This window comes from Pseudomonas sp. UV AK001, from assembly GCF_046097675.1.
In the GTDB taxonomy this organism is placed as follows: domain Bacteria; phylum Pseudomonadota; class Gammaproteobacteria; order Pseudomonadales; family Pseudomonadaceae; genus Aquipseudomonas; species Aquipseudomonas kribbensis.
This window is the reverse complement of record NZ_JBJUVZ010000001.1, coordinates 1674026-1691902: the sequence shown is the minus strand read 5'-3', so window position 1 is coordinate 1691902 and position 17877 is coordinate 1674026. Positions and strand designations below refer to the sequence as shown.

At 59.7% G+C, this 17877-nt stretch carries 17 protein-coding genes; 10 read left to right on the top strand and 7 right to left on the bottom strand.

Features of this window, described 5'->3' with window-relative positions; genetic code table 11:
• The first annotated feature begins 12 nt into the window (after positions 1–12).
• On the top strand, positions 13–882 hold the full coding sequence (locus ACKLNA_RS07730) for a TauD/TfdA dioxygenase family protein (protein WP_408985488.1): 870 nt from the start codon (positions 13–15) through the stop codon (positions 880–882).
• Positions 883–916: 34 nt separating this feature from the next.
• Here ACKLNA_RS07730 and ACKLNA_RS07725 read toward each other — a convergent pair whose 3' ends face one another.
• From ACKLNA_RS07725 to ACKLNA_RS07705, 5 genes are all read right to left on the bottom strand, one after another.
• A complete protein-coding gene (locus tag ACKLNA_RS07725) occupies positions 917–1606 on the bottom strand; it encodes a hypothetical protein (RefSeq protein WP_408985487.1) in 690 nt (229 codons plus the stop codon).
• Entirely contained in the window at positions 1575–2609 is a 1035-nt protein-coding gene (locus ACKLNA_RS07720) for a GSCFA domain-containing protein (protein ID WP_408985486.1), read from the bottom strand. Before ACKLNA_RS07720 ends, ACKLNA_RS07725 begins: the two co-directional genes overlap by 32 nt.
• A 38-nt stretch (positions 2610–2647) precedes the next feature.
• Complete coding sequence (locus tag ACKLNA_RS07715) at positions 2648–3163, bottom strand: GNAT family N-acetyltransferase (protein WP_408985485.1); 516 nt, start codon at positions 3161–3163, stop codon at positions 2648–2650.
• 186 nt (positions 3164–3349) lie between these two features.
• On the bottom strand, positions 3350–3940 hold the full coding sequence (locus ACKLNA_RS07710; RefSeq protein ID WP_408985484.1) for a DUF4123 domain-containing protein: 591 nt from the start codon (positions 3938–3940) through the stop codon (positions 3350–3352).
• The gene (locus tag ACKLNA_RS07705) at positions 3937–6051 is read right to left on the bottom strand and encodes a type VI secretion system tip protein VgrG (RefSeq protein WP_408985483.1); all 2115 of its coding nucleotides are present in this window, start codon (positions 6049–6051) and stop codon (positions 3937–3939) included. The genes ACKLNA_RS07710 and ACKLNA_RS07705 overlap by 4 nt, the downstream gene beginning before the upstream one ends.
• A gap of 269 nt (positions 6052–6320) precedes the next feature.
• On the opposite strand from ACKLNA_RS07705, the gene ACKLNA_RS07700 reads away from it, so the two are divergent.
• Positions 6321–7232, top strand: a complete 912-nt coding sequence (locus ACKLNA_RS07700; RefSeq protein ID WP_408985482.1) for a GNAT family N-acetyltransferase; N-acetyltransferase — start codon at positions 6321–6323, stop codon at positions 7230–7232.
• A 23-nt stretch (positions 7233–7255) separates the two neighbouring features.
• Positions 7256–8581: a hypothetical protein gene (locus ACKLNA_RS07695; RefSeq protein WP_408985481.1), complete on the top strand. Its 1326-nt coding sequence runs from the start codon at positions 7256–7258 to the stop codon at positions 8579–8581.
• Positions 8582–8687: 106 nt separating this feature from the next.
• Here the strand turns inward: ACKLNA_RS07695 and ACKLNA_RS07690 are convergent, their stop codons facing one another.
• Positions 8688–9737 carry an NAD(P)-dependent alcohol dehydrogenase gene (locus ACKLNA_RS07690; protein WP_408985480.1) on the bottom strand — a complete coding sequence of 350 codons (1050 nt, stop codon included), beginning with the start codon at positions 9735–9737 and terminating at the stop codon, positions 8688–8690.
• 98 nt (positions 9738–9835) lie between these two features.
• Positions 9836–10753: a LysR family transcriptional regulator gene (locus ACKLNA_RS07685; RefSeq protein ID WP_408985479.1), complete on the bottom strand. Its 918-nt coding sequence runs from the start codon at positions 10751–10753 to the stop codon at positions 9836–9838.
• A 126-nt stretch (positions 10754–10879) separates the two neighbouring features.
• Between ACKLNA_RS07685 and ACKLNA_RS07680 the strand changes: the two genes are divergently transcribed.
• The 7 genes from ACKLNA_RS07680 (at position 10880) to ACKLNA_RS07650 (ending at position 17860) form a co-directional block, all read left to right on the top strand.
• Positions 10880–11638, top strand: a complete 759-nt coding sequence (locus ACKLNA_RS07680; protein WP_408985478.1) for a 5-oxoprolinase subunit PxpA — start codon at positions 10880–10882, stop codon at positions 11636–11638.
• A gap of 85 nt (positions 11639–11723) precedes the next feature.
• Positions 11724–11969 carry an acetyl-CoA carboxylase gene (locus ACKLNA_RS07675; RefSeq protein WP_085708515.1) on the top strand — a complete coding sequence of 82 codons (246 nt, stop codon included), beginning with the start codon at positions 11724–11726 and terminating at the stop codon, positions 11967–11969.
• Between the two features lie 10 nt (positions 11970–11979).
• A complete protein-coding gene (locus ACKLNA_RS07670) occupies positions 11980–13353 on the top strand; it encodes an acetyl-CoA carboxylase biotin carboxylase subunit (protein WP_408985477.1) in 1374 nt (457 codons plus the stop codon).
• Positions 13350–14222, top strand: coding sequence for an allophanate hydrolase subunit 1 (locus ACKLNA_RS07665; protein ID WP_134827184.1), 873 nt, complete (start codon positions 13350–13352; stop codon positions 14220–14222). Before ACKLNA_RS07670 ends, ACKLNA_RS07665 begins: the two co-directional genes overlap by 4 nt.
• Positions 14219–15193, top strand: a complete 975-nt coding sequence (locus tag ACKLNA_RS07660) for a biotin-dependent carboxyltransferase family protein (RefSeq protein ID WP_408985476.1) — start codon at positions 14219–14221, stop codon at positions 15191–15193. Before ACKLNA_RS07665 ends, ACKLNA_RS07660 begins: the two co-directional genes overlap by 4 nt.
• A 111-nt stretch (positions 15194–15304) precedes the next feature.
• Positions 15305–16627 carry a purine-cytosine permease family protein gene (locus tag ACKLNA_RS07655; protein ID WP_408985475.1) on the top strand — a complete coding sequence of 441 codons (1323 nt, stop codon included), beginning with the start codon at positions 15305–15307 and terminating at the stop codon, positions 16625–16627.
• 180 nt (positions 16628–16807) lie between these two features.
• Positions 16808–17860, top strand: coding sequence for an alpha/beta hydrolase (locus tag ACKLNA_RS07650; protein ID WP_408985474.1), 1053 nt, complete (start codon positions 16808–16810; stop codon positions 17858–17860).
• Positions 17861–17877: the final 17 nt, after the last annotated feature.

Here is a 17877-nt window from a genome sequence, read left to right as displayed (position 1 = left end):
AGGTGAGGAAACATGGATCAGTTGGCACTCAAGGCAATCGAGCGCATCGCCGCAGAAAAACGTGCGCCGTATCAGCGCATCACGGTCGACCGGATCACACCGATCATCGGTGCCGAAATCGGCGGCGTCGATCTTTCGCAACCGCTGGATGACGCTCAGCTCGCGGAAATCCGCCGGGCCTTTTTGGAGAATCATGTGCTGGTGTTCCGCGATCAGCATCTGTCGGTGGAAGAGCACAAGGCGTTTGGTCGGTTGTTCGGCGAACTGCGGGCGTTGCCGGTGGAGGACATCGATGGCGATGACCCGGAACTGGTGGTGATCCGCGCCAATGCGCAATCGCGCTACGTGGCCGGCGAAACCTGGCACACCGACGGCACGGCTGACCTGGCGCCGTCCATGGGTTCGATGTTGTACGTCAAGGAAACCCCGGCCATCGGCACGGGCGGCGATACGCTGTTCGCCAACATGCACCTGGCGATTGAAATGCTTTCGCCAACGATGCAGCAGTTTCTCGGCGAATTGACCGCGATTCACGACGGTGCAATTCCATGGAAAGGCTATGAGGCGCCGGCCAATCTGCCCAAGACCGAACACCCGGTGGTGGTGCGCCACCCGGAAACCGGGCGCAAGTCGCTGTTCGTCAATTCCGGGTTCACGTCGCACATCGTGCAATTGTCCGGGGGCGAAAGTCAGGTGCTGTTGAACATGCTGTTCGACCTGGTGGCCCGGGAGCCATCCCTCAGCTGCCGCGTTCGCTGGGCGCCGAACACGCTGGTGTTCTGGGACAACCGCTGCACCCAGCACCACGCGATCTGGGATTACTTCCCGCATTCGCGTTATGGCGAGCGGGTGACGATCCTCGGGACGCAGCCCAAGGCTTGAAAACATCGGAGGGAGCAATGCGCTCCCTTTTTTTCTAGACGCCGCGCCGAATCAGTTGCTCGACGATCAACTCACCGAACGCCAGGTTGCCGTGCAGCGGGTCATCCCCTTCGCAGAACGCCTCACGCTGAAAACCCTGCTCATCATTCGCTGCCTCGCGCACGTCGATCAACTCGACACCAAGCCCTTGCAGGCGTTCGATCAGCAATGACTGCGCCGCCATGAACACGCGTGGGTCCGACAGCTCCGGCACCCGTTGCGGCGGCAGTACGGCGAACACCTTGAGATTCAGCGCCAGGGCCTGTTCATAGAAGGCCAGGGCGGGGCGGGACAGGGTGTCGATGACCGCCTCAAACAACGGCCCGGCGAGAAAACCGTCGTCGAACTCACCCTGCGCATTTTGGTAACAGGTCCAGTTCGGCGCGGTGGCCAGATAGTGCAGGCTCAGGCCGATGGTGCTCACCAGCGGTACGCCGACCTTCGCCAGTTGCGGGACTTCCAGCGTGTCGAGGGCCTGGCGGTACAGCCGATCCATTTCCGCATCCCGAAAGGCCACGTCATGACGGGTCAACTGGAAGAAATCGACGGCGAAATCCCGGCCGGTGCCCAGCGGACCGCCACCGAAAGGCAGCTTACGGGCCTGCGCTGCCTTGCCGATGACGCCGGCATGGGAGTCGCCCAGCAGCAGAAACCTAGGCGTAGTAATCGAGTACGGCGTCTTCACAGACAAGATCCTCGCTGGATACACTAGTGGAGGTGGTCGGCGCCTGCACCGACTGGACGGCTTCAAGTCCGGCAAAGAATTGCTGCATCACGAACGCCACGCCCTCTGGCGTGACTTCCCGCTGGTTGGGCTGGTAGAACGCGCCCTTGAACGGGGTGCCGGTGATGATTTCGTAGGACGGGAAATAGTCGACGTCGGGCAGGTCTTCACACAATTGCCCGGCGACTGCACGCAGCACTGATTTGGAGTAGGTCGTGGCGCTCAGCACATGTTGCCCGGTGGCGGTGGCCGTCAGGGGCACCGGTGAAACGGTGAGCAGCAGGCGCAGTTGCGGGTTGATCGAACGCATCAATTCCACCGCCCTGACCATGTCGCCATAGGTGTCCATGAAGCCGAAATTGCAGAACCGATGGAGCTGCGGATCGAAGGTTCCGCGTACGGTGCCGGGGCACACGGGATACACCAGACCGGTCTGTCGATGTTGCCAGGCTTCGGTCAAACCGAGGGTGAACACAAACACTTTGGCCCGGCGCAGCGCTTCGCGGATGGCGTCCAGGGTGGCCTCGCGCGAGTCGAACAACGCCTGCTCGCTGGCAAATCCGTCGGGCTCCACGGCGGGGCGGAACGGGTCGAAGAAGCGCCCGTCATGCACCCAGGTCTCATCCGGCGGCGCGCTCACACCCAGTGCCCATTCGAGCCATTGGCACAACATGGCCGGGGTATACAGATTGCCGGTGCGGAACGAAAACACCCCGTAGTTGTGAGTTTTCCAGTCGGCCTCCGGCAACGCGTCCGGGGCGGGCTCCGCGTCCAGCCAGTGCATGCCGCGCTCCACCAGTGCGCGGCCGATGTGCTGGGCGAAACAGGAGCCGGCGGTGACGATGGCATCCTTGTTGCCGATATCGAATTGCGGGGTCCACAGCTCACCGATGTCCGGCGGGGACTTGTCGGCGATGGCCGTACGCCAGAAAGCGCGGGGTGGCAGGCATTGATAGGGATTCACGACGAGAGGCCTCCTTGGCGAGTCGTTGAGCGCAAGGCTCAGCGGATTTGATAGTGGTAGATCAGATCGTCGAACCACCGATCACCGATCCGGTAGGCCTGCGGCACACGACGTGCGAACACAAAGCCGCATTTTTCCAATACCTTGCAGGACGCGATATTGCCATCGGTGACGGTCGACTCCAGCGAGTTCAGCCCGATGGCCGCGGCGTAGTCGATGATCGCCTTTCGCGACTCGGTGCCAAAGCCTTTGCCCTGATGCTCCGGCAACAGCAGGCATCCCACCTCCGCGTGCCCCGGCGACAGGATGCGAAAACCGGTCACGCCCAGCTCGTGGCCGCTGGTCCTGTCGGTCACCACCAGGCACAGCCAGTGCTCCGACTGCGGGCCCCATTCCGGGAGTCGATGCTCGAAGCCCTGGCGGACCTGTTCCTCGGCAATCTCGCCGAACACGTACTGCATGGTCTGCGGCTCGGAATGCAACCTGAGAAACAACGGCCAGTCGGATTCGACCATCGTGCGCAGGTCCAGTCGATCCGTGGATAGCTCGAGCATCCGCTGCTCCTTGCAAGAATGGAAAAAGGAGAGGGTTTTTTACTTGGTGTGGGGGGAAAGATCAATGAGCTGAACCGCTCGGCGGATTCGATGGTTTTGCTGTCGGGGCATCGTGCTGATTGCAGTGGTTGCGAGATTTGGGTTCTGCACAATTGCTCTTGAATTTCTCGTGTTTCTTTCTGCCGTTTATTTGAGGCTTCCAAGCCTCATCTGCAGTGTGCACTTCTGTGCACCGGAGTCGGAAGAGCGGGCGACAGAGTACGCAACCAGTGAGCCTTCCGTTGTTGTTTCTGTGATGAAAAGCAGGGAGGGACCGAAGAGGGCGTTGACTTCTTCCGGCATGCAGGTCGGTAAATAGGTGCGCAGCACTCGCGGGTCGTAGAAGCGAAAGGCGAGCTCATTGCCTTCGAAGTCCACTACTTTGAGCAAGGTGCGAAAGTGACGGCGTAACTGGCGGAGGGAAACATCAGGTGGTGCAACGACAAAATACCCCCAGCTTGCTCCCCACCCCAGATCCAGCAATGAACCGGTGAACGCTTGATCAGGATCAAGATGTACCAGATAGGGTGCAACGGCAGACAGCGCCGGAGTGAGACGTCCTGCGTACAGGCAGGTGAAATTGGCCTTGCTCGCACGGATCATGGGTTCGATTCGGTCATCCCGAGCACCGTCCAGCAATGCATATACCTGCGGTGCTTGCGGACCTTTCCCTGCGCTCCACAACTCCCGAATAAGCCATGTGACCAGGCTCAGGTCTGATTCATGCGGAGCATTCATTTCGAACAGATCTCACAGAATGGCTTTCCGTCTTCGGCCGCTTGTTTGAGAGGTCTGACTTGGCGATTCTGGCGTTGTATAAGGGCCTTTTTGCGTTCGGCAGCCGATAGGGACGGCGCAGAGATACGGGGCGCAGTGGCAGTCGTAGCGGCTTTCAGTCGTTGGCCGTTTTTATCGCTGTCAGCTATCCACGGAATGACCGGGTCCAGAATCTGGATACCGGAACCCACCCCCGGCGCACCACCGGTGTTGGCCTTCACTTCTGCACCACTGATGGTCACGCCACCCGCATCCACCTTGACGAAACTCCCCCCAGCCTTCGCCGTCAGCTCCATCCCGCCTTCAATCACCACTTTTTCGCCAGCGTGGTAGTGAATCTCCGTACCCGCTTCAACGAACTGCCCGGTGCCGACCTTCACATGGCGGGTCACGCCCACGGTCAGGTGATCGTTGGCACGCATCTCACTGACACGATCCAGATGAGTGATGCGGTGTTCTTCAACCTTGAATTCACTTAAAACATTGGCTTCGACCGTGTCATGCCGTTCATTGCCAACCCGAATCTTCTGGTCGTGCTCGATGTTTTCGTCCCAGTCGCGCTGGGCGTGGATGTAGATCTGCTCGACGCCTTTCTTGTCTTCGATGCGGAACTCGTTGTAGCCCTTGCCGCCCGGTGAACTCAGGGTCTTGAAGGTGCTGCGGGTCTTGTTCGCCGGCAGGTCGTAGGGGACGACGTTTTCCTTGTGGTACAGGCAACCTGTGACCAGCGGCTGGTCGGGGTCGCCTTCGAGGAAGGTCACCAGCACTTCCATGCCGATGCGCGGGATGGCGATGCCGCCGTAGGCTGCGCCGGCCCAGCCGCTGGCGACGCGCAGCCAGCAAGTGGTCTTGTCGTCAGCCTGGCCGTCGCGGTCCCAGTGGAATTGCACTTTCACGCGGCCGTACTGGTCGCAGTGGATTTCTTCGCCGGCGGGGCCGGTGACGATGGCGGTCTGGCTGCCGAGGACTTTCGGTTTCGGGTGTTCGAGGGCAGGGCGGTAGTGGGCGTCCCACGGGGTGGCGACGAAGCTGTTGCGGTAGCCCTGGTGGAAATCGCTCTTGTTGTCGGTGACGTCGCTGGTGACGTTTTCGCCCAGCACTTGCGGCTGCTTGCCTTCGTGGAAGATTTCCAGCAGCAGCCACAGGTCGTTCCACTCGGCGCGCGGGTGTTCGGCCAGCGTCAGGAAATGGCCCGTGGTCAGCGTCGGCTCGTCACCCTTGCCTTCGGCGAGTTTGTAGTCGCTGCGATGGCGTTCCAGGGCGCGGGTCGAAAGGAACTTGCCGCGCTCACGTGTAGTGAAGCGGCCGGGGTAGTCGTAGTCCTCGAGGTCCGGCATGAACGCGGATTTGACTGCGCCTTCGGGCAGGATCTTCGGTTTCTCGAAATCGTAATCGCGACGGCTGACGCGGCTGGTGCGGGTTTCCAGGCGCAGGTTGAAGCGCTTGATCACCGGTTTGTCGGCGGTCATGCCGGAGTCTTGCTGGTAGTTCACCGGTTTCAGTTTGCGGAACACGGTCTGGTCGTCGCCGAACACCAGTTTGTGGCCGCTGCTGCTGTGCTGGAAGTGGAAGTGAATGCCTTCCTCTTCGCACAGGCGCTGGATAAAGTGCAGGTCGGATTCGTCGTACTGCACGCAGTAATCGCGTTCCGGGTACTCGGCGCCGAGCTGGAAGCTGTAGGCGTCGGCCAGAATGCCGCGATCTTCCAGTACCTGGGCGATGATCTTCGGCACGGTCAGTTGCTGGAAGATCTGCTGGTCATGGTTGTGCCGCAGGTAGGCCAGCTGTGGCTCCAGGCTGAGGCTGTAGCGAGTCAGGGTCTTGCCGGAATCGCCTTGCTCGATGCGATACACCAAGCCATGAATCTTGCCTTCGCCGGTGGCGCCGAAAGTCAGGCAGCCGGGCTTGTGCAGGAGTTCTTCGAGGTTGAGGTCGGGACGGGCGCTGACCAGTTCGAGGTCGAAACGGAACGGTTCGTTGAGGGCTTCGCGACCGGTGAAGCTGAGGACTTGCAGATCGGCCGAAGCGCCTTCGAGCGTGAGGGTAATGTGGGTAGCGTTGGCGTCCAGCATGCCTTGAACTCCGTCCTGGTCGGCACAACGAAAAGTTGCGCCAGAGTGAAATCCATTCCTGTTAAAACTGACGCTACCCGATGGTTGACAGTGTTTCTGTCTGAGCTGCCATTCCCATGCGTCGGGCGACTGGCCGGGGGGCGGTTGATGTGGCATGAATAAGGTAGTCTGCAAAATGGCTGAATGCCACTATCTTGTGAAGTTGAACGCGTACAAACTTGAGTTTGGCGCAGACAGGCAGGCCAATAAACCAATGGACGGTCGATTGTATGCTGATGATCAGACGCGAACAGATGGAGGCGTTCGACAACAACGCGCGCGAACAGCTTGGCAGGAGGGTGGTACTAAACCTCAAGGAAACAGCCCCGCATACTGTTATGGGATTGTCATCGACGGAGTCGGACGCTCGGCTGGCAACGGCGTTGGAGATGGCTGAGAAATACGCTCTGCGAGAGGCGCCGGATCTTCGCTCATTCATTCGGCTTTGCTTTGTAGTCGGACCGCTGTTTGCAGAGTATCCCGCTGCACATGATTTATTGATCTCGGCGGGGCCGGACAAGAACCGGCGCATGACACCGTTGTTCGAAGGTATGAAAACGGATATCTGGGAGCGTGCTGCAGACAACGATATCGTCACTCGAGCGCAAACTCCGTTTCCGTTCGCGAGCCTGTTACCCGGCAAACCTGCCCAAGACGCGTACGTTCCCAAGTCGGTTCGTCCCTCGATATCGATAGAGCCTTTGGCGGCAGCCCATGCCGATCTGTATTTCCACTACGCACTTCACCCGGATGTCTGGAGGCTTGGCCGAATGCCGCCGCGTATCAGTCTGGAACAGGTCCAGACGCACATCAGGTCGGTCAGTGCCGGAAATGGTCAGGAGGCCTACGCGATCAGACACTCGGAGGCTGGATTTATTGGAGCGATCACGTTACGTAACGAACTGCCCTTCACATGCATCGCCTATTGGGTCGCCCGGCCGTTCTGGGGCTATGGAGTTGCCACCGATGCCATTGGAAAACTGCTTGTGCATCTGAGCAAGCAACCGCACTCGATAAGGTTACGGGCGAACATTGCACGGACGAACATACCGTCGATACGCCTGGTCGAGACGCTGGGGTGGAAAGAGCTGGCGCGAACGCTCGAAAGCAAGGGCAACAGGATCTTCGAGTTTCATATCTAGGGACGACCAGGGAGCGTGTCGAGATGGAAATGGATCAATCCAGCATGATGGAAGAGGATATCCAGGCGGCATCCGGTATCTATGATGAGGATGACGAACACATCGGCGAACAAATGATCAGGCAAGAGTGCCCGTTAGCGATCTTTGACGACACATTCAGTGTGGCACTCGGATTGGGGTACCCGCAAATACCGGCGAAACTTTCAGATTTCAAAAAGTGCAATGCGGTGGCCTATTGCTCATACGTTTATCGATATCACGATAACGGTGGCAAAGGCGCCATGAAATATCAGCCCGTGGGTTGCTCTGATATTTATTTACCTGCGCAGTGTGAAGAACTGCGCCAACGACGAGGAAGGGCAGAGGTCAAGTTCAAATTTGAAATGTTGCTGAAACCCGGATGCAATGACGTTCATCGCAAAGTCATGGCTGTTCCGACAATTGGTTGTCCTGCGCTGCTGAAAGACATCAATTTCTGCAGAGCGCTTTTGTGGGCGGCCCATGCCAAAGAACGCCCTACGTTCCTCGTTGTCCATGGAACGGAGGCAAAGTGTTATATGGATAATGTCGGAGACGTCATGGAAAAACTTAACGTCGGAATTGTCTCCTGGACGTGCGACCAACCGATTGCAGGCTTTGGTATTTCAAGACTTGCCGCCCAACAAGCCGGCCTGCGTTACAGCGACAGGGGCCTTGTCGTCATGTCGGATGTCAACGTTGTCAATACCGGCAACCTGCAGAGCGGTTACGAGACTGACAGGGAAGATAAACTTCCCTTCAAATCCACCTATCGATATTCCTCTATGGGCAGCGGTTCCGGAGTTCCTGTTTATAAATGGCGCGATCCTGTAGTTGCCGATGAAGATGGCGATGGCGCTCAGGTCGGGATGATGATCGAGGTTAAAAAGAGCGAGGGGGGCGGTGGACGGCCTCTTGAACAGGTCATCATGATCAGTGACGAGTTGATGTATGACCCGTGCTTCATCACATCCTCAGAAGACTCTGATGTGACCGCAACATTTGTAGCAGAAGAAAGAAGCTGGCGATCCAGAGGCAGGATCGATCATCAAACCTTTCGGGTGAAGAGCAAAACCATTGCGAAAATCGACATGGGATCTGTGTTTTTGACTCAGGCATACGGGACGTTGCGCGATGACTATCTGGCTACGTTGACGTGGGAGGATGATGTTCAAATTAAATATTGCGAGGACAAAAAAATACGGACCACCAGTGTAGGGACGCTAGCAAAAGAGTTTGCCGAAAAACATAAAATTTCAGCACTACACATTCGTTCGTTGATTATCGAAAAAATCTTGCTGGAATATAAAGAAAGGGTGCTTCATGAATGAAACAGACCTTTGACATTAAAACGTATCAGAAGATACCCCCCCGCTGGAAACAGGGGGGTATCTTCACGACGGTCAAAGTCTGCAGGTTCCTTTCGTTGTGATGTATTCAGCCAGCCAGCGTCGCGTTATCGATCACAAACCGATACTTCACATCGCCCTGCAGCATCCGCTCATAGGACGCGTTGATCTGATCGGCGCGAATCAGCTCGATGTCGGAAACGATGCCGTGTTCGGCACAGAAATCCAGCATCTCCTGGGTCTCGGGAATGCCGCCGATCATTGAGCCGGCGATGGTGCGGCGTTTCATGATCAGATTGAACACGTTTGGCGATGGATGCGGCGAGGCGGGGGCGCCCACAAGAGTCAGCGCGCCGTCACGCTTGAGCAGCACCAGAAACGCATCGAGATCATGTGGCGCGGCGACGGTGTTGAGGATGAAGTCGAAACTCTTGGAGTGCGCGGCCATTTCTTCCGGATTGCGCGAAATCACTACCTCATCTGCGCCCAGGGCTTTTGCCGCTTCGCGCTTGGACTCGGATGTGGTGAACGCCACCACGTGCGCGCCCATCGCATGGGCAAGCTTGATGCCCATGTGGCCCAGGCCACCGATGCCGACCACGCCGATCTTCTTGCCCGGCCCGGCGTTCCACTGACGCAGGGGCGAGTAAGTGGTGATGCCTGCGCACAGCAGCGGTGCGACAGCGGCCAGTTGTGCTTCGGGGTGGCGGATGCGCAGCACGTAGCGCTCATGCACCACGATGTTTTGCGAGTAGCCGCCGAGGGTCCAGCCGGGGGCGTCCGGGGTCGGGAAGTTGTAGGTGCCGATCATGCCGTCGCAGTAGTTTTCCAGGCCGGTTTCGCAGTCCTCACAGTGTTTGCAGCTGTCGACGATGCAACCGACGCCGACCAGATCGCCGACCTTGTATTCGGACACATGGGCACCGACCGCCGAAACGCGGCCGACGATTTCGTGTCCCGGGACGCAAGGGAATTGTGTGCCGGCCCACTCGGAGCGCACCTGGTGCAGGTCGGAATGGCAGATGCCGCAGAAGGCGATGTCGATCTGGACGTCATGGGCCGCAGGGGCGCGGCGATTGATCTGGATGGGCTCAAGGGGTTTGTCGCCCGCGTGGGCACCGTAGGCTTGTACAAGCATGGGAACGTCCTCGATGGATCTGTCGGACAGCCATCCTCCCGCTCCGAACCCACATTCCGTTAGTGCATTTCTACTGAATTCTTGCCTGATCCTGTGCGTCAGCGCCGTGCAGAAAGTTGCTGCGGTGCCAGGAACGCATCGTGGAAGTAATTGCGCAAGGCCTGCATCGCCGGGCTGAATTCACGCTCGCGGTGCCAGGCCAGGCCGACGCTCATCGGGGTTACCTTGTCGGTGATGGTCAGGGTCTCGATGCGCTTGCCTTCCAGCGACCAGGGACGGTGCACCAGGTCCGAGAGAATCGCCACGCCGCTGCCATTGGCGACCATGCTGCGCACGGCTTCTACAGAACTGGTGCGTACCCGCACGTTGGGTTGCTGGCGGGCGTTTTCCCAATAGCGCATGGCACTTTGTTCCGCTTCATCCACGGTCAGCAGGATGTAGGGTTCCAGCGCGACATCCGAAAGGCTGACGGCTGAGCGCTCACAGAGCGGATGGTGGCTGGGCAGCCACAGCCGGCGTTCGGAGTTGAACAGGGTTTCCGAAACGATGTCGGGGTGCGTGAGGTTCGCGGTAAGCACCACCGCCATATCGAATTTGCCTTCCAGCAATCCCTGTTCGATGGCCTGCCGTTCCTGCTCGTGGACTTCGATGGCGACGTCCGGGTGCCAGTGTTCCAGCCGTTGCAGATGGTGCGGCAGAAAATAACCGATCACCGTGTAGCTCGCGGCCAGGCGAATCAGGCCGCTGGCGCGGATGTCGGGTAGCGGGCTGTTCAGCGCGTCGTCGACGCTGCGCAAAATCACGTAGGCGCGGTTCAGGAAGTGCCTACCGGCATCCGTCAGACTCATGCCTTGTGCCGAGCGCTGGAACAGCAACGTGCCGAGCATGCCTTCCAGTTCCTTGATCGCCGTGGTCACCGCCGACTGGGAAATATTCAAATGAATCGCTGCCTGGGAGATCTGACCGATCTCGGCGGTGGCAACGAAATAGCGAACCTGACGCAAGGTCAACGACATGGGTGTTCCTGTTTTTTCAGGTATCTGTTTTTCAGAAGATACCCTATCTGTTAATAGATCTTCCCAAGGGGTTGGCGGGAATTTAACGTGGCCTGCATGAAGTCACAAGGGTCAGGAGCAAGGGTTATGCAGGCAGTAGATTTCAACTCGGACATGGGCGAAGGCTTCGGCCCGTGGACCATCGGCGATGGTGTCGACGACGAACTGATGACGTTCATCAGTTCCGCCAACATCGCCACCGGTTTCCATGCCGGCGATCCCGGCACCATGCGTCGCACCGTCGAGCTGGCCAAGCGTCTGAAGGTCGGCATCGGTGCGCATCCGGGGTTTCGCGATCTGGTGGGTTTCGGGCGCCGACACATCAATGCACCGGCTCAGGAACTGGTCGACGACATCCTTTATCAACTGGGCGCACTGCGCGAACTGGCGCGGGTGCAGGGCGTGACGCTGCAACACATCAAGCCTCACGGCGCGCTGTACATGCATCTGGCCCGGGACGAAGAAGCAGCGCGTCTGCTGGTGGAAAACCTGCAACGGCTGGAGCCCGATCTGTTGCTGTATTGCATGCCGAATTCGGTTATCTGGCGTGTCGCCAAAGAACTCGGCCAACCGGTTGTTCGCGAATTCTATGCAGACCGCGAATACGACTTGAGCGGCTCCATCGTCTTCACCCGCAATGTTCGCGCCTACGATCCGGAATTTGTCGCCGCCCGTGTGTTGCGCGCTTGCCAGGAGGGGGTGGTGCGCACCGTCGAGGGTGAGGATCTGCCGATCGAGTTCGATTCCATCTGTCTGCACAGCGATACGCCGGGCGCTTTGGCGCTGGTCGAGGCCACCCGCAAGGCGCTCGATGCCGCCGGGATCGAGGTGCGCCGACCCCGCTGAATAAAAACGAAACACCCGGCACACAGACGCCGGGGTTCAAACATTTTTTGCCTGCCTTTCTACAACTATTCCAAGAGGAACAGACATGGCCGAACACTCTGTCATCACCCCGTTACCCGGGACTTTCTACCGAAAGGCCACGCCTGATTCGGCGAATTACGTCGAAGTCGGCGATCCAGTCAGCGCCGACACGGTGATTGGCCTGATCGAAGTCATGAAGCAGTTTTCCGAACTGACCGCCGGGACGGCGGGGCGCCTTAGTGCCTTTCAGGTTGAAGACGGTGATCCGGTGGAGCCGGGTCAGGTCGTCGCTACGCTTGATAGCGAGTGAGGGCGTGAACATGACTCAACCTATTCGTAAATTGCTGGTCGCCAACCGTGGCGAAATCGCCGTGCGCATCATCCGTGCGGCCAAGGCCCTGGGCATTCCCACCGTTGCCGCGTGCAGCGAGGCCGATATCGACTCTCAGGCCGCACGCCTGGCCGATGAAGTGCATCTTCTGGGGCCGGCCCGTGCCGATAAAAGCTACCTGAACATCGAGGCGTTGCTGGGTGCCCTGCAAGCGACGTGCGCCAATGCGGTTCACCCTGGATATGGTTTTCTGTCCGAGAACGCCGGGTTTGCCGAAGCCGTGATTGCCAGCGGCGCGATTTTCGTCGGGCCGGACCCGGACACGATCCGGCGCATGGGTGACAAGGCCGAAGCGCGGCGTACCGCCCAGGCGGCAGGTGTTCCAGTCGTGCCGGGTTCGCCGGGCGAGCTGTTTGATGTCGAGTCGGCGCTTCGGGCGGCGGAATCGGTCGGTTACCCGTTGCTGATCAAAGCCTCGGCCGGTGGCGGCGGGCGGGGTATTCGTCTGGCAGAAAGTGCCGCGCAATTGAGTGAAGAGTTTCCCCGTTCGCAGCGCGAGGCACAGGCCGCTTTCGGTAATGGTGCGGTATATCTGGAGCGCTTTATCGGCAAGGCCCGGCACATCGAAGTACAGGTTCTGGGCGACGGGAAAAACGCCGTGCACCTGTTCGAGCGCGAGTGTTCGCTACAGCGCCGGCGTCAGAAAATCTTTGAAGAAGCACCGTCGCCCGTACTCGACGCGCAGCAGCGGGAGGCACTCTGCGCCAGCGCCGTACGCTTGACTGAATCCCTCGGCTACAAGGGAGCGGGCACGCTGGAGTACCTGTATGACGACGTCACCGGCGAGTTTTTCTTTATCGAGATGAACACCCGAATCCAGGTGGAGCACCCGGTCACCGAACGGGTCACCGGCATCGATCTGGTACAGGCGATGCTGCGAATTGCCGGTGGCGAACCACTGGGCCTGAAACAGAGTGACATCCGTCTGAATGGCGCGGCCCTGCAAATGCGCTTGAACGCCGAAGACCCGGCCCGGGACTTTTTCCCCAGCCCCGGTCTGGTCGAATCGTTGGTCTGGCCGCAAGGCGAAGGCGTTCGTGTGGACACCCACCTGTATGAAGGTTATCGGGTGCCACCGTACTATGACTCGCTGTTGGCCAAGCTCATTGTGCATGGGCCGGATCGCTCCACAGCCCTGGCGCGTGCCCGGACAGCAGTGGCGCAAACCCTGCTGACCGGCATGGCCAGCACCTTGTCGCTGCACGCTGAACTGCTGCAACAACCGTGGTTGCAAACCGCCGACTTTCATACCGGGACGCTGGAAAACTGGCTGTCCGCACGCCGCAGCGGAGGTGAAGCATGAGTCGTCCGATCCGCTACAGCTTTGGTGCCGATGAGCATCTGTTTGCCGAAGTCAGTGAAAGCATGTCCCTCGAGGCGTTTTTCAAGGGCATGGCGGTCACCCGCGCCGTGGAGCGGTTGAAACTCGATGGCGTACTCGATGTGTGCCTGGCCAACGCATCCTTCCAGATCCGCTTCGATCCGGATCGCATTGCGCCGCAGGCCTTGCTCGAGGCGGTGCAGGGCGCCGAGGCAGAAGCCGTTGCCGAGCGCACATTGCAGACCCGGATCATTGAGATTCCGGTGCTGTACAACGATCCATGGACCCACGAAACGCTGATGCGTTTTCGCGACCGGCACCAGGACCCGAGCGCCACGGATCTGGAATACGCCGCGCGCATCAATGGCCTGGCGGACGTCGATGCGTTCATTGCGGCTCATAGCGGGGCGCCATGGTTTGTCTCGATGGTGGGGTTCGTCGCCGGTTTGCCCTTCATGTTCCAGATGGTCGAGCGCGAACGTCAGTTGCAGGTGCCCAAGTACCTGCGTCCACGTACCGACACGCCGAAACTGACACTGGGTCACGGTGGTTGCTTCGGTTGTATCTACTCGGTGCGTGGCGCCGGGGGCTATCAGATGTTCGGTGTCACACCGGCGCCCATTTACGACCCGCAGCAATCGCTGGCGTACCTGAAAGACCACATGGTGTTTTTCCGTCCGGGTGACATCGTGCAGTTCAAGCCAATGGATCGTGCAGCGTATGACCAGGCCGTTGCAGAGGTGGAGGCCGGGCATTTCGATTTACGGATCCGGCCGGTGGAGTTTTCACTGGATGCGTTTCTCGCCGACCCGGTCGGTTATCCCGTGTCGCTGCAGGAGGTGCTGGCATGATCAAGGTACTCAAACCCGGTCTCGCCACGTCGGTTCAGGATCTGGGCCGCGAAGGTTACTACCACCTCGGCATCCCGCCGTCCGGCGCGCTCGATCAATATGCGCTGAGAGCGGCCAATCATCTGGTCGGCAACGCGGCGGATTGCGCCGCACTGGAGTGTACGTTGCTGGGCCCTGAGCTGGCGTTTCAGCAAGACGCACTGGTCGCGGTGTGCGGCGCGCACATGGCACCTCGACTCGATGGTGTGGAAATGCATCACGCCACCGCGTTCGCGGTGAAGGCCGGCCAGGTTCTGCGTTTCGATTTTCCCAAGGCCGGTGCCCGGGCTTATCTGGCGGTGGCAGGCGGAATCGATGTACCGCTGGTGTTGGGCAGTCGGTCGACTTATGCGCTCGGGGCGTTGGGCGGTTTTGCCGGACGCCGCCTGATCGCCGGAGATGAATTGCCGGTGGGCAACGCCAGCGACAAGGGGCGTGCCGGGGCCAGTCTGCCCATGGCGCTGCGCCAGTCACTGGGCGGGGAGATCACTCTGCGTGTGGTGCCGGGGCTTTATTACGATCGCCTGAGCGACGCGGCAGCGAAGAGCTTTTTCGCCGAGCCGTGGACCGTCGGATCGGAAGCGGACCGCATCGGCTATCGCTTCAAGGGCGGCAGCGCGCTGGATTTCCAGCCGAGAGAGCAACCCTTTGGTGCCGGCTCCGATCCGTCGAACATCGTTGACAGCTGCTACCCGATCGGCTCGATTCAGGTACCTGCCGGCCTCGAACCCATCGTGCTGCATCGCGATGCCGTATCGGGTGGCGGTTACGCCATGATCGGCACCGTCATCAGTGCCGACCTGGATCTGATCGGCCAGATGCAGCCCAACCAGAAGGCTCGCTTTGTAGCGGTCAGCCTCGACGAGGCCCTGGACGCACGGCGCTCCTACAAGAAAAAACTCAGCTGCCTGAGCAAGCTTTTCCCTTCCTGACTCTGCCCGCCGCACCGCGCGGGCCCTGCCACACGCCAGGCCAACGCCGCACCTCGGTGCGGTGAAGGCTGCCCGCGCTTCAACCTTTGACTGGTTCTGGAGTACACGCATATGGCTGCTTTATCGCAATCGAGTCAAACCGGGCAGGATCCGGCCCATCATCCTGTTCCCGCCGAAGCCCGCATGGGCCGACTGTCTCTGACCATGGCCTGGTGGGCCGTGTGCAGCGCCATGTTCTACATCGTGGTCGGCGCTTCGCTGGCCTTGTCTTTCGGCGCACGCAATGCGCTGATCGGGATGGTGCTGTCGGTGATCAGTTATGGACTGGTCAACAGCGTTCTCAGCCGTTTCGCCATGCGCAGCGGCTGGTCGGTCGCGTTGTTTTCAAGCGTGTTGTTCGGCCGGACCGGGGCATGCCTGGCCACGCTGATTTTCTTTTCGACGGCGATTTACTACGCCGTGTTCGAAGGATCGGTGATCGCCGTGGCGCTCAATCACCTGTACCCGGAACTGGTCTATCCACTGGCTGCCCTGCTGGTGGTTCTGTACAGCGTGCCGATGATTCTGGGTAGCGTGCAGCACTGGCTGGACAAGCTCAACGGCGTGTTGTTGCCGGTGTACCTGGGCGGTTTGCTGGTGGCGGTCGGGCTGTCGATCAGCCGTTATGGTTACCAGCCGCAATGGCTCGACTTCGGCCCGGCAACCCCTGCGACCTTCGGCTGGTGGGACTGCTTTGTGGCCTACATGGGCGTCTGGATCCTGATGCTGTTCACCTTCGACTACGCCCGTTTCGGCAAGCCGCAGGACGCTCAGTATCATGGGCGCTGGAACTTCGGCATGCCGTTTTATGCCGTGACGTTTCTGCTCAACGGCGCGGCAGGCATCTATCTGGTCAGCAGCATTCCCCATGAAGGTGCGCTGAACGAAGTCTCTGTGGTGATGGCAATTCTGCAGTTGATGGGGCTGTGGGGCCTGCTGTTCGTCTGGGCCACGCAAACCCGGATCAACACCGCCAACTACTATCTGGCGACCCTCAACATGCAGGCATTCTTCGGTCGTTTCGGCATACGCGGTTCGTACCTGCTGTGGGCAGTGGTGGTCGGGGTGATCGTGTACGGCTTGATGCTCGCCGACGTGTTTTCCTACTTGCTCAAGGCATTGGCGTATCAGGGCATTTTTGTGGTCGCCTGGGTCGGTGTGGCATTGGCGCAGATTGTCTATGGCAGCAATGACGAAGGTGCACTTGAACGCAGCCCGGCGTTCAACCCGGTCGGCCTGATGGCGTGGTTCGCTGCCACGGCACTGGGGTTGTTGCTGATGTGGACGGGCGGTGTTCCCGGCAGTTTTTCTGCACCGGCGACGGTGCTGCTCGCGTTCGGCTTGCAGGCCGGGCTTGCCTATCGGCATCGGTGGGTAGGGCAGAGGGCAAGTTGAGAGGATCGGCGTTGGCCCGCTCGACTGCGGGCCAGCGTCGCGAGTGCATGGTCAGGAAGTCGAACGTCGGACTTATGTGATTCTGATATCAGTGCTATCCAATTAGTGCCGTTTATCCATCAATCGTCGAAGGGTAGTTTGCATCTCCATACCGTATTGATGGAAACGAGGGGGCAAACGATGCGAACCACGATGAAGGCCGGCGTGCTGGCCGAGATGATCGGAATGTCGGGCGCTGAAGTCGAGGCGGCGGATTACCGGCAGAATCCGTTCACCTTGACCTACGGTGGCGCGATCACCCGTAACGAACCGGGCAAGGTCAACATTCACCCGGTGACCTACACGCTCAATGGCCTGGCCATTTCCGCCAACGTCTACACCCCCGCGAACTACGATCCTGCCCGGCACTATCCCGCCGTTGTCGTCGCGCACCCCAATGGCGGGGTGAAAGAGCAGGTTGCCGGTCTTTACGCTCAGCGTCTGGCCGATCAGGGCTACATCACGATCACGGCGGACGCGGCGTATCAGGGCGCAAGTGGTGGCGAGCCACGCAACATCGACAAACCGGCCAACCGCGTCGAAGACATTCACGGCATGGCCGACTTCATCGCCAGCTACCCGGGCGTCGACACTGCCCATCTCGGCTTGCTCGGCATCTGCGGCGGTGGCGGCTATTCGTTGAAGGCTGCGCAGACCGACAAGCGCTTCCGCTCGATTGCCACGGTGAGCATGTTCAATTCCGGGCTGGTGCGCCGCAACGGGTATCAGGATTCGCAACTCGACACCATCCAGCAGCGCTTGCAGCAAGCCTCGGCCGCCCGTGCCCAGGAAGCTGCCGGCGGGGAAATCCAATACATCGGCGATGCCAAACTGACCGACGAGCAGATCGCCAAATTGCCGTTCGACCTGTACCGCCAGGGCTTCGAGTATTACGGCAAGACCCACGCGCATCCCAACTCGACTTTCCGTTACACCCTCAGCAGCCTGCTGAACCTGATGAGTTTCGATGCGACGGACCAGATCGAGCTGATCGACAAACCGTTGCTGATGATCGCCGGCAGCAAGGCCGACAGCCTGTACATGTCGGAGCAAGCCTTCGCCAAGGCCACCGGCACTCAGGACAAGACGCTGTTCAAGATCGACGGCGCCACGCACATCGAAACCTATTGGGTGCCGGCCTACGTGGACGTCGCCATGCAACAGCTGACGGCGTTCTACGCCCGAACTCTCTGATTCGAAGGAAGCCATCG

Coding starts and splice junctions, on each gene's coding strand:
- ACKLNA_RS07685 (WP_408985479.1), bottom strand. CDS start 10,753: ATGTCGTTGACCTTGCGTCAGGTTCGCTATTTCGTTGCCACCGCCGAG.
- ACKLNA_RS07650 (WP_408985474.1), top strand. CDS start 16,808: ATGCGAACCACGATGAAGGCCGGCGTGCTGGCCGAGATGATCGGAATG.
- ACKLNA_RS07680 (WP_408985478.1), top strand. CDS start 10,880: ATGCAGGCAGTAGATTTCAACTCGGACATGGGCGAAGGCTTCGGCCCG.
- ACKLNA_RS07660 (WP_408985476.1), top strand. CDS start 14,219: ATGATCAAGGTACTCAAACCCGGTCTCGCCACGTCGGTTCAGGATCTG.
- ACKLNA_RS07705 (WP_408985483.1), bottom strand. CDS start 6,051: ATGCTGGACGCCAACGCTACCCACATTACCCTCACGCTCGAAGGCGCT.
- ACKLNA_RS07690 (WP_408985480.1), bottom strand. CDS start 9,737: ATGCTTGTACAAGCCTACGGTGCCCACGCGGGCGACAAACCCCTTGAG.
- ACKLNA_RS07665 (WP_134827184.1), top strand. CDS start 13,350: ATGAGTCGTCCGATCCGCTACAGCTTTGGTGCCGATGAGCATCTGTTT.
- ACKLNA_RS07695 (WP_408985481.1), top strand. CDS start 7,256: ATGGAAATGGATCAATCCAGCATGATGGAAGAGGATATCCAGGCGGCA.
- ACKLNA_RS07655 (WP_408985475.1), top strand. CDS start 15,305: ATGGCTGCTTTATCGCAATCGAGTCAAACCGGGCAGGATCCGGCCCAT.
- ACKLNA_RS07715 (WP_408985485.1), bottom strand. CDS start 3,163: ATGCTCGAGCTATCCACGGATCGACTGGACCTGCGCACGATGGTCGAA.
- ACKLNA_RS07730 (WP_408985488.1), top strand. CDS start 13: ATGGATCAGTTGGCACTCAAGGCAATCGAGCGCATCGCCGCAGAAAAA.
- ACKLNA_RS07670 (WP_408985477.1), top strand. CDS start 11,980: ATGACTCAACCTATTCGTAAATTGCTGGTCGCCAACCGTGGCGAAATC.
- ACKLNA_RS07675 (WP_085708515.1), top strand. CDS start 11,724: ATGGCCGAACACTCTGTCATCACCCCGTTACCCGGGACTTTCTACCGA.
- ACKLNA_RS07700 (WP_408985482.1), top strand. CDS start 6,321: ATGCTGATGATCAGACGCGAACAGATGGAGGCGTTCGACAACAACGCG.
- ACKLNA_RS07710 (WP_408985484.1), bottom strand. CDS start 3,940: ATGAATGCTCCGCATGAATCAGACCTGAGCCTGGTCACATGGCTTATT.